Origin of the sequence: Priestia megaterium (genome assembly GCF_046599315.1) — a bacterium.
GTDB classification, from domain to species: domain Bacteria; phylum Bacillota; class Bacilli; order Bacillales; family Bacillaceae_H; genus Priestia; species Priestia megaterium_F.
On record NZ_JBKIKC010000010.1, the window covers coordinates 42,937 to 58,948 of the forward strand.

Below are 16,012 nucleotides of genomic sequence, written 5' to 3' on the forward strand. Positions count from 1 at the left end.
TTTGAATAAACTGCGTTAATAATTACACTTATTAATAATATAAAATTATCTATATATTTCAGCAATGCTATAGTTTTTTATTTATATTACATATTATAATAATCTATATTTTAAATACACTACTAAAAAAGGTTCTTTTTGTCACTATTAAGAACAACTTTAAAAAACAGACGACCAAAAGGTCGTCTGTTCTTCAGAAATGGCATGTTTGTTAAAACTACAAGGCCAATCCTAATTGTATTCCTTTATATAAACCTGGAGTTGACAGGAAAACGCATTTACATCAAAAATATCGGTAAATAGATATAATTCTAAACAGTGAATTACATGTAATTTGTTTTCAAATATATAGTTCTTTAATTGAAGCATTTTCTCATTTCGATTTTTATTTGTGTAGGATAAAGTTAAGTAATTTCCTAGGGGAAGGATAGAAAACAAATCTTTATTTTTAAGATAATCCTCTTTATTTATTAACTCAAAAACAAATGTCGGTGTTGGATGACCTGTTTCATCAATATAATATAGAGTTCCACCTTCATAAATGCTTTTTATTTTATAGTTCTCCATTAAACAATCTAAAGTTGAATAATCTAATAAGTCTGAGGACTCTGTTCCTTCAGTAGAAGGTGTAGTCATCAAGTAACGCTCTTGAAAATGTGTTACTTTAAAATCTTCATCATTCATTATATTGAATGAATCATCGATTCTTTTCTTGAGAATATCGATTTTATTTTTAGCTGAGTTTAATTGATTTATTTGTGCATCAATATCCTTTTTCTTTTGCTCTAAGAAAAATAGCAATTCTTCAGTATTTGCGGAAGAAAAAATTTTTCGCATTTCTTCAATACTTACATTCAATTGACGTCCAGCCTTAATAATATCAATATGGATAAATTGTTCAGCAGAATAATATCTATAGCCAGTACTTTCATTAATGTATGCAGGCATAAGGATTTTTTCTTTATGATAATATCTTAAAGCTTTAATGGATAAATTCTTAAGTTTAGAAGTTTCGCCTATGGAATATAGTTTAGACCTTTTTTTCATATTACCCCTCGCATAAAATCCTAATTAGTCATAGCAATTATTATATTGATAGGTTTTAAATAAGAATTCCTCTAGTTAGAAGATATAGGTAGGTGTTCATTGAAATTTATATTGTGACAATCTGACACAACCCAGTTGATAAATATCTCCAACTGGGTTGATCCTAACATATCTCCTTAAAAGAGCTTAATAGGTAACTGTTTCAAACCACGAATTATAAGACTTTGCCGCCATTCTAACTCAGACAGTTCAGCTGCAAGAGTAAGATTTGGGTATTCCTCAAGTAAAACCTGAATAGCAATCTCTCCTTCTAGTCGAGCTAGTGGGGCACCTAGACAATAGTGAATACCTTTACCAAAAGCAAGATGTGGACTTTTCTCTTTTGTAATGTCAAGAGTATTAGGATTCGCAAACACTGCTGGATCATGATCCGCAGAGGCAAGTGAAACAATAACGTGATCCCCCTTCTCAACCTGCTGGCCCATAAACGTAAAGGATTCTTTCGCCCAACGGTCTGTACTGAACTCAACCGGTCCGTTAAAACGTAGCAATTCCTCAATAGCCTGAGCCACAAGGGAAGGGTCAGCTTTTAACAACGCAAGTTGCTCTGGATGTGTAAGCAGAGCCAATAGACCGTTAGCAATGAGATTAACGGTCGTTTCATGTCCTGCCACGATAAGGAGCATGATAACTCCATACAATTCACTTACGGTCAGCCGTTCTCCTCCTTCCTCTGCTTGAATTAAATAAGACATTAGATCTTCTCTGGGGAAAACACGCTTTTGTTCTGTCAATTTCTCCAAATAAGTCATAAATTCCACATTGACTTTGTCATACTCAGAATCATCATTTATATCCACCAATGCGTTGGACCAGCGCTGGAAATCAAGCTGATCTTCAGATGGAATACCAAGTAATTCACAAATGACTCTAATTGGAATCGGAAACGCATAAGCGTTGATAAAATCAACTGTTCCCTTGTTACTCATAAGCTTAGCTTGTTCTCTTGCGATTTCTTCAATGCGCCCCCTTAACTTCTCAATCCTTTTGGGTGTAAACCCACTTTGTACTAGGCTGCGTAAACGATGATGATCTGGCGGGTCAACAAAAAGCATACTTTGAGCGATTGGCGGTAAATTCTCATCTGTCATTTCATCAGGAAAAACGGTCCGCATATCTTTTATAAACCTATTATCTTTTAATACGGCTTCTGCTGCCTTATACGTAAAAGCCATCCATGTACTGTGTCCTTCGTTAAGCATCTTCACTTTTGCAAAAGGTTGGTGTGGCCGAATTTTCTTATAGTAATCATAAGGGTTTTGGTGGAACTGTTTTGAAAATAAATCAAGCGATTTAATATCCATAAGTATTGCCCTCCCTTTCTAAACTCTATCGTACTAACGAGTTGCCTTATTTCTGGATAGACACTTTTACGAACCTCACAAAATAATACAATCCATATCCAAACACCCTTTCTATTAATTTATAACTTAAGTTTAATGTCTACCCTAAGAGGAGAGTCAATCTTGTTTTTTGTAGAAGTATCCATTAGATTAAATTTTTGGTTTGCTATACAAAATTGGAAAGACTTCGTCTTTTAGTGAAAATTTCTCAGACGAGTTTCTTATTATTCAACTCCAACGTCCTTAAACGTATACTTTTTACGGGCAAGATATTTAAATCTATTACAAGATGTTAAAGTATTTATTATCGTTAACAAAATAAAAAGCTGCCTCGGAGCGTCAGGAGAGGCAGCTTTTTATAAAACTAGATATGAAATGTGTGTGTTTTAGCAAACTAATTATAACATATTTTCTTTATGAAAGCGTTTTATTACAGGAATAAGCATATGTATAAAAGGTGCGCTTTTTATACATTCTCGTTTCCTTCAACTAGCTACATAACGTGGTTATGTCAAAAATGTATAAAAAGCTACCTAATTCGTAATCGTAACCTTTCTTAAGTCCCTTATTTTCAAGGGATTCTTTTTGGTTTGGATTCCGGAGAGAGTGATTATGGTAACTAAAAAGGAATAAAGCATACAGACTAAAAATAGAAAAAATCACTTCTTGAAAACTCAGAAGTAGTTTTTTCTATTTATTTAAATTATGCCTCAATTTTATAGACAATTAATTAGTTTTTATTACGTTTGTTGTTGGATTTCCCACCCTTTTCACCAATTTCTTGGTAAAACTCTTTATCATGATTTTTGGCTGTTGCTTCTCCGCCTTTTTCGCCAATCTCTTGATAAAATTCTTTATCATGGTTTTTAGCTGTTGCTTCTCCACCCATTCTTCCAGCTTCTTCACGGCTCATTTTGTCATTATTTTTATTAGTTGCCATTTTACATTCCTCCTAATAATTTTTGACTTGTTTATTGTCTTCCACGTTAAAAAGAAGTTAAACTATTTATTTTTGTTTTCCTAATAATCGAGAAACTGTTCCTATTTTCTATTTTATAACCCCCTTTTTTTAGAAAGTCTTAATTATATTTCCTCATAAGCTTCTTCTTTTAATGTGAGGGTATCTATAAAGAACATTCTGTTAACAACAAAGGACAGTATATAGAGAATCCTGAATATTATTTATGTATAGAAAATGAAACATCTTGTGGCACTGCTGATACATTGTTTATTAAAAAAGTATAACAGTGGTTTGCTTGAAGTACCAAGAACTTATATATGCAAAAAGCTCTCTAATAGATGAGGATTAGAGAGCTTTTTTATGCTGATGATAAGTTGCTATTTACTTATTCAATTTTAAAGGATCTTTCAATCTTAATACTTTACCCGTCCCATTGAAAATAAAACATGAAATATGATTATTTTTTATAAAATTTATTTTACTTCCGATAAAATCCATCATGGTAACTAACAATGTATACTTTATTGAACACTCTTTACTCATATAACTAATTGCAAAAAATTAACTTATATATAAGTTTTTTATCCTCCTCTTACTGGTAATAAAATACACTTGTTTCTTACTCAACATACTGACAGTTTAGTTTAATATATAGATAGATTATTACTTTTTCAAAGTTTAAGCTGGTCCCTTGTAGTTGGTTTAGAATTTAGTTTGATTTTTTCTCTTGACTTGAAATCCATTTCATAAATTAGAGTGAAAATAAGCTAATTTTCAACGAGGGGCGAAGAAAGATGAACAGAAAAATTAAACTTCAACAGGATGAGCATGTATTGTTTACCCTTACAGTATTATTGGAGATCTTTGATAGAGTGCAAAATATCTACTTTGGAGATTTGTTTTTAACTAATAAAAGATTATATGTAATAAGTACTAAACTAATAAATATAGAAAAATCTTTCTGGTTTGAAGGAGAGATGAAAGATGTGGAACGTTCTACACTCATTATAGGAGAACACAGGATTACGGTAAAATGGGCATACACTGGAAACCTTCTTTCCTTTATAAAAGCTTTCCAGAAATTCAATGTAAATGGGTAGGATTCTTTGATAACTGATATACGCGGGAGGTATGTGATGACGAATATTAACGATATTGCAAAATTAGCAGGTGTATCCGTCTCCACTGTTTCAAGAGTCCTTAACAATTATAAGTATGTAGCTAGGGATAAAAGAGAATCTGTTCTTAAAGTTATTGAAGAAATGAACTATACACCCAATAAAAATGCAATTGATTTAATTCGAGGAAAAACAAGAACAATAGGTGTTATTCTCCCATATAACAACAATCCAGCATTTGATCAAATATTAAACGGTATACTGAACACGGCATTAAAGAATGATTTTTTGATTACAGTACTTCCTTCAAATTATAGTAAAGAAAAAGAAGTGGAGTATTTGCAAAAATTAAAAAGCAAACTGTATGATGGCATCATTATCACTTCAAGAGCAAATGGTTGGGAAACAATCATTCCGTATAGCGATTATGGTTTAATCGTATCTTGTGAATACACGCAGCACAAGGAAATTGGATGTTCCTATATGGACCGTTTTTCCTCTTATCTAGATGCATTTCTATTATTAAAAAACAAGGGTCACAATGTGGTAGCTTTCACAACGGCTAGGGTAGAAAGCAATAGCACAAAGCAAATGATTGATGCTTATTCTGAAATTTTTGGTGAACTCCAACCTGAATATCATATATCAAAATGTCACTGTTTAGAAGACGGGTATGAAGCAGCAAGGAAATTCCTGCATTTATCGAAAAGACCAACAGCTATTTATGCGAATGGAGATGAAGTGGCTGGTGGTATGTATTTATTCGCTAAGTCGCAACATTTGAAAATCCCTTCTGATATAGCAATCATCGGTCAAGAAAATCAACCAATTGGTATCGGTATGGGGATTTCTACAGTGGATCACCAGTTAACGAAAGTCGGTGAACAAGCTTGTAGCTTAGTAATAAAGAAATCTAAAGAAAAAGTAAAAATACCTTATCGAATTCTGGAAAGAGATTCTGTTTAAAGACCAATCTTTAGTGGTAGAGGTAAGGCCTTAAGCTCTATTATAAAGAACGGCATCCTTGGTATACAAAATAATAAAAAATAGTAGCTTAACGTGGTGAACGAAAATGAATAAAAAATTTATTGTTTTTGACATTGATGGAACATTACTAACGACAGAAATGAAGTTTCTAGATAGCACAAAACAAGCTTTAGTATTTCTTAAAGAAAAAAGACATGAGATAGTGATAGCGACCGGAAGGGACTATACCTCAGCAAAATCCATCGTTGACGAGCTTGAAATTGAAACTTATGTGTTATGCAATGGGTCAGTTGGGTATGTTCGTCATGAATTAGCGCATGAGAAAGTATTTTCAACTAAATCTATTATGAAATTAATTAAAATTGCAAAGGAAAACAATGACCAGATTGTGTTCCAAACATCCAAAGGATTAAGAAGACATTTCGAAATACCTGGAGAGTCGTTAATTCAAGCCTACGACAATCTAGGATGGCCTATCCCTGAATTTGATGAAGTCTATTGGAAGGAAAATTCCATTATTCAAGCTATGCTATTTTGTAAGCCTGAAGATCTTCAAAAATATGCTATCGATGAATTCAGATATGTGAGTTGGCACAAATTTGGTTTAGATGTCATTCCTAAAGAAGGTTCAAAAGCAAAAACCATTTTGAAAATCGCCAAAGAAAATGGATTCGAACGAGAAGATATCATCTTTTTCGGCGATGGAATGAACGACATTGAACTAATGGAACTTTCAGGAATTGGGATTGCAATGGGAAATGCTGAAACAGAAGTTAAAGAGAAAGCAGATTTAATTACAGATAGTTGCAACGAACATGGAATTTACAATGCTCTAAAAAAACTATTATTAATATAACAAGAGAATACTAAGTAATTCGCAAGAAAGAAAAGGATTAGAGATATAAATATTTAGATGTCTACAAAATCCCTCCACTAAAAATGGAGGGATTTTGTCATTCCCATAAAAAACATTATGGTAACTAAAATTGAATATGACATACGTATATAAAAGTAAATTACTTTTTATACGTACATAAAGGTTTATTTTATTCACTAAATAGACGTTCTGATATATGATTCTACATAGTCTAAAAATGTGTACCTTTTTAGACCTTCATTAGATTTTTATGTCTAGCAATGGGGGCAGTTCAATAGTGCGTGGCCTTTACTATGAATACAATTTGTTATCATGATGCATAAATGTAAAATATTAGGATAATCTATTGTGTAGTATTTATATCCTATCGGAGGTAACAAATTTGAGCAGAAACGACAGTAGATTAACTTCCTCAGAAATTACAAGCCTGTGGGTACAATATATTCGGGAAACAATGGCAATTTGTATTAGCAAGTACGTATTATCAACCGTTAAAGACTCCGAAATTCGATCCCTTTTCGAATTTTGTTTAGGATTATCTGAAAAGCATCTTAAAGTGCTAACGAAGATTTTAAATAACGAGAACTTCCCTCTACCAAATGGCTTCACGGATAAAGATGTAAACCTGCAAGCCCCTTCTTTATTTACAGATTCCTTTTGGCTACAGTACATACATGATATGACAATTCATGGATTATCAGGACATGGTATGTCGTTTAGTGGCTCAGTTCGAAAAGATATACGGAATCATTACTATCAATGTAATATTGATGCGATGGACGTTTATAATAAATCAATTGATATTCTCTTATCTAAGGGAATTTATGAAAGAGATCCTTATTATTCTACGCCACAAAATAGTGAATTCATTACGAACTTAGGATATGCGATGGATATATTAGGGAGGAAAAGACCTTTAAATACGATGGAGGCTTCAAATATATACTTTAATTTGAGAAAGAGTATTGCAGCAAAGGGGATTATTCTTGGTTTTCAGCAAGTAACTAAGGATAAAAAAGCACATAAATTTATGGGTGATGCTTTAAATTTGTGCAACAAACATATTGGTATTTTTTCTTCGATATTACATGAAGACAACCTTCATTCTCCAGGGTTATTAGACACCCAAGTTACAAATTCAAAAGTAGCTCCTTTCTCAGATAAATTAATGTTATTTCATGCCGGGTTTATGTTTAATTTAGCAATGGTATATTACTCCAATGCTATGGCTGCAAGTATGAGGGTAGATGTAATAACACATTGTGAAGCATCGATTCTAAGGGATTTAAAACTTACTACAAGTTGGGGAAACATTATGATTGAAAGAGGGTGGATAGAGAAACCCCCTCAAGCAAATGATCGAAAGGAATTGCCTAATAATTAAAGTTTAAAAAAAGACATCAGGACGTTAATCGAGTATCTTACTTTACCAATGAACAGGTTGAGATTTATTTAAATAATTTTTTCTGGAAAAGCTAAAGTTTAGGGATTAGAAGAATATATATTCTTTTAATGGTAAATCTAAGAAAAAATTAGTTCAGGAGATTTTATATGGAAAAATTAAATTCTGCGGAAATGGGTAAACTTTGGGCTACATATATGGGTAATAGCATGTCTACATGTATTCTAAGTTACTTTCTTCAACATGTTGAAGACCAAGATATAAAGAAGTTATTGGAAAATGCATTAAACCTGAGTAAAGAATTTCAGAGTACTATAAAAGATACTTTCATAAAAGAGAACATTCCTATTCCACATGGTTTTACAAAAGAAGATGTTAATCTTGATGCCCCAAAATTATTTGAGGACGAGTTCTATGTGCATTATTTAAGATATGTAACTAAAGTAGGACTTAGTCTTTACAGTGTAGGAATACCGTTAATGTTTAGAGAAGATATAAGGGAATTTTCCCTTCATTGTATGGAATCAACTATAAAATTGGGGGAACATATCAAAGATATTTCAATAAAAAAAGGGTGGGTTATTAAATCGCCTATTATTCCGACACCACAAAAAGTAAATATAGCACACAAAAATTATTTGAAAGGTTTTATTGGAGATGTACGACCTTTACATGCATTAGAAATTGCCCATTTATACGATAATCTAGAGACTAACGTGGCAAGCAAAGCCTTAGTAATGGCTTTTAGTCAAGTTACAAAAACGAGAAAGATTCGAGAGTTATTTATAAAAGGAGAAGAACTTACTTATAAAGCAATTGAAGGTTATATAAAAAAACTTCATGATGATAACTTGCCTTCTCCGGAATTAATTGATCATTTAGTAACAACTTCAACATCTTCTCCTTTTTCCGATAAATTAATGGTATTTCATAAAATGGATATGTTTTCGATGAGAGTAAGAAATTTTGGAAATTCAGTAGCTGTAAACGGAAGACGCGATTTAGCGCTAATGTATGCTAACTTTTTAAAGGATATATCAGGATTTGTTAATGACGCAGCCGATATCATGATAGAAAACGGATGGATGGAAACACCACCCGAAGCTGCGGATAGAGAAGACTTATCTTCAAAGTAGGGATTACACAGTTGTCAATGGTAGGCGGGCCGGGAGAGGCATTAAGGAATTGACAATGTCTTTATACGAAGACCTCTTGACATTCAAAAAAGTGAGGGAACTCTCTCTTTTGAGAGGCTCAGGAAAAATGTTTTATGTTAGCTAAACATAAATAACATATGTAATAAAAAAAGAAAAAACCACTGTCCCTCACTAACAGTAGTTTTTTCTCATCTAAGAGGTAGAGAAATTGTGTTACGAATGCAGAAGTCGGAAAGCATTCTGATTACATTTTGTTCCAATCAATCGAAAAATATACTAATAGCAAATAAAGAGGTAAGAAACCTTGATAAGCCAGCATCTCTTATAAAAACTCTGCATAAAAATAAGTTTTTTTATTTAATTTCAGAATATTTAATTTAATAACTTATTTCTGGTTTAAAACATGCTATAATACAGATGCAGATACAAAAGTTCTATCCTTGACAAAAAAAGAACATCCCCATGTCCACACATGGGGATGTTCTTTTTTTGGTTAGTTACCTTCCATACGATAACCTTTAAAATTGTATCCATACACTTTCGTTAACTCTCCAAAACTCTTATAGGAATAAGTAATCGCAACCGGTGTACCCACTTGAACTTTATCATAAAGCATTTCAATATCCGTATTATGCATTCTCACGCAACCCTGACTTACATATTTTCCAATGCTACTTTCATTGTTATTGCCGTGAATGCCGTATGTATCACCATACGTACCGTTTGCATTTAACCCTAACCAACGTTTTCCTAATGGATTGCGAGGATCGCCCCCAGGAATGTGTCCTGTATAGTAAGGGCGATTTTTAATCTTGTTCACGACTTTAAAAAAGCCAACAGGCGTTTTATCTCACGTTTTACCCGTTGCCACTGAATCAACGATTTCAATATAACCATTATGAAAATATGCAAGCTTGTTGTAGTACTTGTTAATGATGATTAAACCTTGATTCGCTGTTTTGCTTGCTGCTTCTTCCCTCCTACTACCTTCCCAGTATGAAGAAAGAAGATCCCTCATCCTCCATTCCGTCTTCAAACTTTTGCTTTTTTTAACGTTCCATTTCTTGTGCTGCATTTCTTTTTTTGTAGAATGTGCTCCATTATTCCGTGCAAAAAATTTCATAAATTTATTTTATGATTTCTCTTTTCCTCCTTTGTCATAATCCTTTCTCTCTCTCAGTACCTCCCTCCTTTTTAGGCTGAGTTTTAAAAATTCTTGGGAAGAAATGTTCATTTCTTTCGCGATTTCATCTATTTTTTCAAAAGCAATCAGATTGATAACTTGTAAAAACAGATCCATGATATTCGTTCCTTTCCTGTAAATTGTGGTTCCCCACTACAAAAAAGAGAAGAGCATAAGGGGTTTCTGCTATCACATAGGGTGATAGGCTAGGCAAAGCCTAGCGAAACCGTGATATCAAGAAAAAGCTCTTCATGTCCCTTTTACGTCCCCTTTTCACCCATAAACACCGTTTTTTAGATCGAATATTTTCCTGTTAATTCCATCCATTCACCCTTAGTCCCCTTTGCGTCCCCCTCTGTTTTTTCATCTCATGGCTAAATCTTGTGGCTTCTAATTCAATTTTTGGCGTTTATCTTGTAAGTTTTTCTGTTCATCTTCATAGGGCTGAATGCTTTCATCACTGGATTGAATTACATCCTTTTTCATCGCAATTTTTGATTCCATACCTGCTTTTTCCTCCTTCACTTGGTACTTCATATCACGTTCTAACTCGTTCGTTTCTTGTTGCGTTTGACGTTTATGTTTAAATTCTACCGTGATTGCTTTTTCATAGTTTTCCATTTTCTTTTAGACAAATTGTTTTTCTAACTCATTTACCAAAAGTGTATCTTCTTGTTTGTTTTTGATTCTTTTGCATTTTTTACTTTTCATTTTTCGTCAGTCGGAATACAACTTGGTAATTAATCCATAAGCCTCTATTTCCTCTGTTGAGCCTGTATCAGAATCACTTGTCGCTTCGTCTACGTTTACTGTTTCATTTGTGTTTTTTTAATAAAAATCAAAGAGAACTACTTCTCAATTTGAAAACAATTCATTACCTTCACCACATAACAACTACAATTTCTAGTATTAAGCCATTAGCTAATCAAATAATTGGATTAGCTTTTCCCTTCCGCAAGAAACTAATCTCCACCTTTTTTTAGTTCAAGTTGTTCACAACTGATTCAGACTAAATTTAATTAAATTAAATTCAATAAAAACGAAGTTAAACTCAATTAAAATTTATTAAGTTTATGTATTGAAATAAAAACCATTAAGTTTATATTCTTTTCCAAATCAATTGATAACTAATTAATTTAAACTTTTTTTATCCTTATTGGGCGTATACAAAACTTAGTATATCAAGTAAATCTCGCTCTATTAAAGTGATTTTTATTCAAATGAACGAAACTTATTCAGACTCAATTGAGTCTGAATAAGTTATAAATATTAAGCGAAGACACATCTAAGGTAGAGAACTCAAGTTCTACTGAATCAACGTTATAAGTCTATACTGTTTAAATCCTACTAGAGGATTCCTTTTTCCGAAAATCTAATAAAAAAGCAAATCATAGAGTTTGAATCTAAATATTTTTTAATTAAATGATTTTTCCTACATTAGAAAAAGCTCTATAGTTCAACTTAAGATTAACTTTAAGATCTATTCTATATGATAAATTAATTTAGTTTAACTTAATGAAGATTTTGTTGAACTAAATTAATTCAGACTAGGAAACCACAAAAAACAAGTTGCATTTAGGTGAACTCAATTGCGTTTTAATTAAACCTATTATAATATCTAAAAAAGACACTATAACTTCATTAATTTATAGTTTTTAAACAGGATTCATCTCAAACTTAATTGAATTAAACAGGATATAATATAATAAAATTAATTCAGTTAAATATAAAACCTGATAGAATAAGAGAGGTAAGCTTTAAATAAGGCGTGTTTAATTAACACAGACTCAATTAAGTTAGACTTAATTGAGTCACTAAACCTACTATATATAAGAAGTTTCTAACTCAGTTAGATTAAATTACTTTTAAAGGAGGTATAATTTTGAGCGAAGAAACAATGGTTATTTCAGAAGTTGCTAGAAAATTTAATATAGAAAATCATCAATTGCGCGACTGGTGCGAAGTGGGATTAGTACGACACAAGAGAATTGGTAGAATAAGGTACATATTCACTGATGAAAATAAAAAAATTGAGAAGATTATTGAACTAAAGGAGAAATTCGGAAAACATGCACCAAATGAAATGATTCGTGAAGAACTAATTAAAGCAAATTTAATGAGTGACGAACAAACAAAAGTGATTGATAAGGATGTAAATGAAGAAGATATAAACGAAAACTCCTTTAAAGAAGCATTTTTATTACTTGCTAAAAAAATAGAAGAAATGGATAAAAAAATGGAAAAGAAAGAACAATTAACGCTTCCATCTGAAAATTTAGCAGAAAAAAAAGATGTTATAGAGATAAAAGAGCAGATGAACAAACTTGAACAAGATAATCAGCGTTTAAAAGAAGTGAATGATCAATTACTTAAAAAATTAGATTCTATCCATTCAGCTATGACTGAAATTCAAAAAGAACAAGGAAAAAGTATATGGAAAAGAATGTTCAACAAATAAAAACAGCTTCTAATTACTTATCAGTAGTTAGAAGCTGTTTTTATTTGTTTGAATTTTCAGATATATCTTTTCTTACTTCCTTCAACAATAGGATTTTTAACTCGTAAAAGAAGTAAAATTAATTCTTTTGATATATATTACTAATTTTTATTGAATTATGAGATTAATTAACGCTATAATAAAACTAACAAAAACGTGCGGAATAGAAAAAAGACTTCAACTGTTTAAGAAGTGTTGGTAGCACTCTTAAACCGTTCACCCTAAAAGCGGTAGGGAAAACACTTGTCGAAGTCTCTTGTTAATAGAGTTAGTTTTTCTATAAAATAAAACTTATGTTTTTATTTTATATGAAATTGACATCTATTTCAAGGGCTTAGTTCATCAAAATCAAGGCATTGTTTTCCTTTTTCGAGGGAAACAGTGTCTTTTTTGTGTTCCTTAAAGGAGACGATGAACAAATGACAAAGATCTTGACCTGCTATTTAAAAGATGTAGATACCTTCAATGGACGATTCAAATGGTTATGGAAAAACAAATCCACACTTCGTAAAAGAAAAGAAGAGTTTTTAGAAAGTCTTCGTACCCACTTTAAACAACAACAATCAGCCATACATAAAGAGTTCCCTAAGAAGAGAATGGAAATGCTGGATCACGTCATCTATAACCTAGTGGCTACAGGCATTCAAGCGATCCGTTCTGAAACGCTTATGAAGAAATTTAATGTGTCCAAAAGTACCGTTTCTCGTTTTGTACGCTCATTAAAAGCGACACCCTTTATACTTGTGGCACGATACATTAAAGAGGATGCAACAGGTACTCATCCTGACAGTTATGTCTTTATCCTTAAAAGCCATAAAAACTTTCAGCACATTTGCGACGAAATCTTTTTTGCCCATGATACAACAGGTATCCAAACGCTTCAGCAAGAAGAAATGACCACTCCTGTGACACGTCCTGTGACGCATCCAGAAAGCACTGAAAACGTTGATACACCAAGCTTAGAGGCCGATAAATCACCTGATGCCTTTATTAACCTTGATTTACCTGTAAATCATATAAATAATCATTTAATGTCTGTTTCACAGGCCTTCACCTATATCAAAGGTGTGCCTAAGAAAGTCAATCAAGTCTACGCAGGTAAGTATGGACATCAACTACAAGATTTCTATGCTCGTATTCAAAATGCTGCAAAAGCTGTAAAACGAGATACAGAGACTGAGATTAAAAAAGAGCAAATACATGAAATTGCGTATTCAACCATTGTGGGATTAGATAAATATGTACATGAAGCCAATCAACAAGGCACTCCTTTATCCCTACGGGATATGTGTCGATTAATCTATCAAATTGCGAAAAATCAATTCTATGAGTTGGTAAACCCTAAAGGACAGGATTATTCATCAGTATACGCACATCAACAAGAAGTTATACATAACGAAAGCAAAGAAACAACATCGGCTAAACCAAAACGGATTATCCGTAAGGAACTCGTTCCAAATTGGTTGAAAGCTGAACAGCAGCGAGAAGAAGCTACAAAAGAAACAGAGATTTCTTTGGATCAACAGCTTGAAATGATTCAGTTAAAGCAAGATTTGGGACAAGAGCTAACACGAGAAGAAGAGAACTTGTTGGAGGAGCACAGCTCCACGTATAGTTTGTTGGAGATAGCTCAGGTAAAACAAGACTTAGGACAAGCTTTAACACCTGAGGAACAAGACTGTTTGCGCCATCATAATCAGTTAAAAGACACAGCTTCCTAATCAAAAAAAGTAGAAATTCCTTAGAAGCGGATGTTTTAATAAAATATATTTATTTAGATCTGTGTTCTAAATAAACAATAACTAAAAATCTACGCAGGAGGAGAACATTATGCCACATAAAATTACGTTAACCGGATCAGCCACAGGACCACTACGAGAATACGATCGCTACGTTGCCTTTGATATGCGTGAAAAAGGGTCACCATCTGCGCCTAAAGGGTTGAAGAAGAGTACGTTTATTTCGTATACCGTGTTTGTTGCAAAGAAAGCCTTTAATAAAACAGGGCTCACGAAGAAAAGCATCATGCATGAAAAGATTTTAATTCAAGGGGAACCAACGCTGGATATTCCGATTGATGAATGCCCTGGTGAAGTAGGGGTGATTTGTTTTCAAATTACCGTTCTCCCGAACAAAAATGATAAAGAAAAGAATCAGTCAGATGCGAAAAAGGAACCTAAACAAGAGGCTTCTGCGTCTTCTGAGGCACCACAGAAGACGGAATCCAAGAAACAGGAAGAAGAGCAAGCATCTGTTTCTCAATCTGTAGCAAACGAAAAGAAGAAAGAAGCAGAAATAGTACAGCAAAAAATGAAAGAAAATCCTGTTCAAGAGGAAAAGGCTACGCCTCAAAAGAAATCTATGCCAAATCAGCCAAAAGGGACACAGGATCTTTTGAGCTTTGACGACATTATCGTGCCTGAAGAGTTCCTAAAGACACGCCCAAACCCTGAAAAAACGCAAAAAGTCATTGATTTTGTGAAGCGTACAGGGCGCTTAGATGAGCCGTTAACCATTGAAAAAGGATCAAATATCTTAAAAGATGGTTATCGTCGTTACATTGTCGCCAAAACGGTGAAAATGGACAAAGTTCCAGTCGTCTATGAATATCAAAAGTAGATAGCTATTTTCGAGTTCAATTTTTTCACCCTTATTAAGCTTTTCAAAAAATACATCATAGTTGCGCAGCTTGGGAATCGAGTCTATTAACTGCAATCAGTAAGAGGTGCCCAATTGAACGTTTTTTGGGTAGCAGTAAAGATTTTAGTGAACACCCTTATGCGAATATGGTATAAGTTGCTGCGAAGCATCTCTGGAGGAACAGGGAAGTAATTTTCATAGTGAGAACATGCTTATATCTAAATCAATTCCTATTGCAACGCTGGCATGAGGAAATTATTTATAATTAAACTTTCATTAAAATAAAATCAATCTTATTCTTAATTTTCTGGATTGCGAAGAATCACATGAACGTGATCTAGTTACTTTAAGGGTTGCTGATAATTTTAGGGGATTTTTAGAAAAGTTAGCGTCTAGGAAACAATAAAAGGTTTTATATTACTATTCTATAAATAATAATATTTGTAACTAAATCCCTTGCTTGATTACATTTAGAGCCAATAAAATGATGACTTTTACATATTTCAAAATAATTGCTATATTGATACAATGAAAGAGACTTTTCAAGTCAATAACCCTAAGGATTAACTACGTTAATCCCCTGTTTCTAATTTTGGCTTATTTGCTGAAGGGCTCGCATTCTATAATGCGGGCCTTTTAATTTAATAAATCCCTAATTTCATAGCATATCTATAACAAAGACCGCCCATTATGTATTAGTGTATAAGGCGGTCTTAACTGTATTCATGCTATATGTTTAT

14 protein-coding genes and 1 pseudogene are annotated in these 16,012 nt (G+C 32.8%); 8 read left to right on the forward strand and 7 right to left on the reverse strand.

The genetic code is table 11. The features are described 5' to 3' along the window. Positions 1-231 precede the first annotated feature (231 nt). The 3 genes and pseudogenes from ACLHDF_RS22920 to ACLHDF_RS22930 all read right to left on the reverse strand — a co-directional run. On the reverse strand, positions 232-1,047 hold the full coding sequence (locus ACLHDF_RS22920) for a MerR family transcriptional regulator (protein WP_413920908.1): 816 nt from the start codon (positions 1,045-1,047) through the stop codon (positions 232-234). A 176-nt stretch (positions 1,048-1,223) separates the two neighbouring features. Continuing rightward, positions 1,224-2,411 carry a cytochrome P450 family protein gene (locus ACLHDF_RS22925; RefSeq protein ID WP_413920909.1) on the reverse strand — a complete coding sequence of 396 codons (1,188 nt, stop codon included), beginning with the start codon at positions 2,409-2,411 and terminating at the stop codon, positions 1,224-1,226. 778 nt (positions 2,412-3,189) lie between these two features. Next, positions 3,190-3,390, reverse strand: a pseudogene (locus ACLHDF_RS22930) (KGG domain-containing protein); the annotation flags it as partial. Positions 3,391-4,205: 815 nt separating this feature from the next. Between ACLHDF_RS22930 and ACLHDF_RS22935 the strand changes: the two are divergent. The 5 genes from ACLHDF_RS22935 (at position 4,206) to ACLHDF_RS22955 (ending at position 8,931) form a co-directional block, all read left to right on the forward strand. Beyond that, positions 4,206-4,511, forward strand: coding sequence for a hypothetical protein (locus tag ACLHDF_RS22935; RefSeq protein ID WP_413920910.1), 306 nt, complete (start codon positions 4,206-4,208; stop codon positions 4,509-4,511). A 36-nt stretch (positions 4,512-4,547) separates the two neighbouring features. Beyond that, entirely contained in the window at positions 4,548-5,495 is a 948-nt protein-coding gene (locus tag ACLHDF_RS22940) for a LacI family DNA-binding transcriptional regulator (protein ID WP_413920911.1), read from the forward strand. A gap of 106 nt (positions 5,496-5,601) precedes the next feature. Further along, positions 5,602-6,372, forward strand: coding sequence for a Cof-type HAD-IIB family hydrolase (locus tag ACLHDF_RS22945; RefSeq protein ID WP_413920912.1), 771 nt, complete (start codon positions 5,602-5,604; stop codon positions 6,370-6,372). Between the two features lie 403 nt (positions 6,373-6,775). Then, positions 6,776-7,777, forward strand: coding sequence for a DUF3231 family protein (locus ACLHDF_RS22950; RefSeq protein ID WP_413920913.1), 1,002 nt, complete (start codon positions 6,776-6,778; stop codon positions 7,775-7,777). Positions 7,778-7,944: 167 nt separating this feature from the next. After that, the gene (locus ACLHDF_RS22955; RefSeq protein WP_413920914.1) at positions 7,945-8,931 is read left to right on the forward strand and encodes a DUF3231 family protein; all 987 of its coding nucleotides are present in this window, start codon (positions 7,945-7,947) and stop codon (positions 8,929-8,931) included. 514 nt (positions 8,932-9,445) lie between these two features. Here the strand turns inward: ACLHDF_RS22955 and ACLHDF_RS22960 are convergent. The 4 genes from ACLHDF_RS22960 to ACLHDF_RS22975 form a co-directional block, all read right to left on the reverse strand. After that, on the reverse strand, positions 9,446-9,772 hold the full coding sequence (locus ACLHDF_RS22960; RefSeq protein WP_413920915.1) for a L,D-transpeptidase: 327 nt from the start codon (positions 9,770-9,772) through the stop codon (positions 9,446-9,448). Between the two features lie 30 nt (positions 9,773-9,802). After that, positions 9,803-9,970 carry a hypothetical protein gene (locus tag ACLHDF_RS22965; RefSeq protein WP_413920916.1) on the reverse strand — a complete coding sequence of 56 codons (168 nt, stop codon included), beginning with the start codon at positions 9,968-9,970 and terminating at the stop codon, positions 9,803-9,805. 114 nt (positions 9,971-10,084) lie between these two features. Further along, positions 10,085-10,252 (reverse strand): hypothetical protein, encoded by a 168-nt coding sequence (locus ACLHDF_RS22970; protein WP_413920917.1) that lies wholly within the window; start codon positions 10,250-10,252, stop codon positions 10,085-10,087. Between the two features lie 273 nt (positions 10,253-10,525). Then, positions 10,526-10,756, reverse strand: a complete 231-nt coding sequence (locus ACLHDF_RS22975) for a hypothetical protein (protein WP_413920918.1) — start codon at positions 10,754-10,756, stop codon at positions 10,526-10,528. 1,261 nt (positions 10,757-12,017) lie between these two features. Between ACLHDF_RS22975 and ACLHDF_RS22980 the strand changes: the two genes are divergently transcribed. The 3 genes from ACLHDF_RS22980 to ACLHDF_RS22990 all read left to right on the forward strand — a co-directional run bounded on the left by ACLHDF_RS22980 (position 12,018) and on the right by ACLHDF_RS22990 (position 15,251). After that, entirely contained in the window at positions 12,018-12,593 is a 576-nt protein-coding gene (locus ACLHDF_RS22980; RefSeq protein WP_413920919.1) for a MerR family transcriptional regulator, read from the forward strand. 458 nt (positions 12,594-13,051) lie between these two features. Continuing rightward, positions 13,052-14,353, forward strand: coding sequence for a replication protein (locus ACLHDF_RS22985; protein WP_413920920.1), 1,302 nt, complete (start codon positions 13,052-13,054; stop codon positions 14,351-14,353). Between the two features lie 109 nt (positions 14,354-14,462). Continuing rightward, positions 14,463-15,251 carry a plasmid stabilization protein gene (locus ACLHDF_RS22990; RefSeq protein ID WP_413920921.1) on the forward strand — a complete coding sequence of 263 codons (789 nt, stop codon included), beginning with the start codon at positions 14,463-14,465 and terminating at the stop codon, positions 15,249-15,251. The last annotated feature ends 761 nt before the right edge of the window (positions 15,252-16,012 follow it).

Coding starts and splice junctions, on each gene's coding strand:
- ACLHDF_RS22920 (WP_413920908.1), bottom strand. CDS start 1,047: ATGAAAAAAAGGTCTAAACTATATTCCATAGGCGAAACTTCTAAACTT.
- ACLHDF_RS22925 (WP_413920909.1), bottom strand. CDS start 2,411: ATGGATATTAAATCGCTTGATTTATTTTCAAAACAGTTCCACCAAAAC.
- ACLHDF_RS22935 (WP_413920910.1), top strand. CDS start 4,206: ATGAACAGAAAAATTAAACTTCAACAGGATGAGCATGTATTGTTTACC.
- ACLHDF_RS22940 (WP_413920911.1), top strand. CDS start 4,548: ATGACGAATATTAACGATATTGCAAAATTAGCAGGTGTATCCGTCTCC.
- ACLHDF_RS22945 (WP_413920912.1), top strand. CDS start 5,602: ATGAATAAAAAATTTATTGTTTTTGACATTGATGGAACATTACTAACG.
- ACLHDF_RS22955 (WP_413920914.1), top strand. CDS start 7,945: ATGGAAAAATTAAATTCTGCGGAAATGGGTAAACTTTGGGCTACATAT.
- ACLHDF_RS22965 (WP_413920916.1), bottom strand. CDS start 9,970: ATGAGGGATCTTCTTTCTTCATACTGGGAAGGTAGTAGGAGGGAAGAA.
- ACLHDF_RS22970 (WP_413920917.1), bottom strand. CDS start 10,252: ATGGATCTGTTTTTACAAGTTATCAATCTGATTGCTTTTGAAAAAATA.
- ACLHDF_RS22975 (WP_413920918.1), bottom strand. CDS start 10,756: ATGGAAAACTATGAAAAAGCAATCACGGTAGAATTTAAACATAAACGT.
- ACLHDF_RS22985 (WP_413920920.1), top strand. CDS start 13,052: ATGACAAAGATCTTGACCTGCTATTTAAAAGATGTAGATACCTTCAAT.
- ACLHDF_RS22990 (WP_413920921.1), top strand. CDS start 14,463: ATGCCACATAAAATTACGTTAACCGGATCAGCCACAGGACCACTACGA.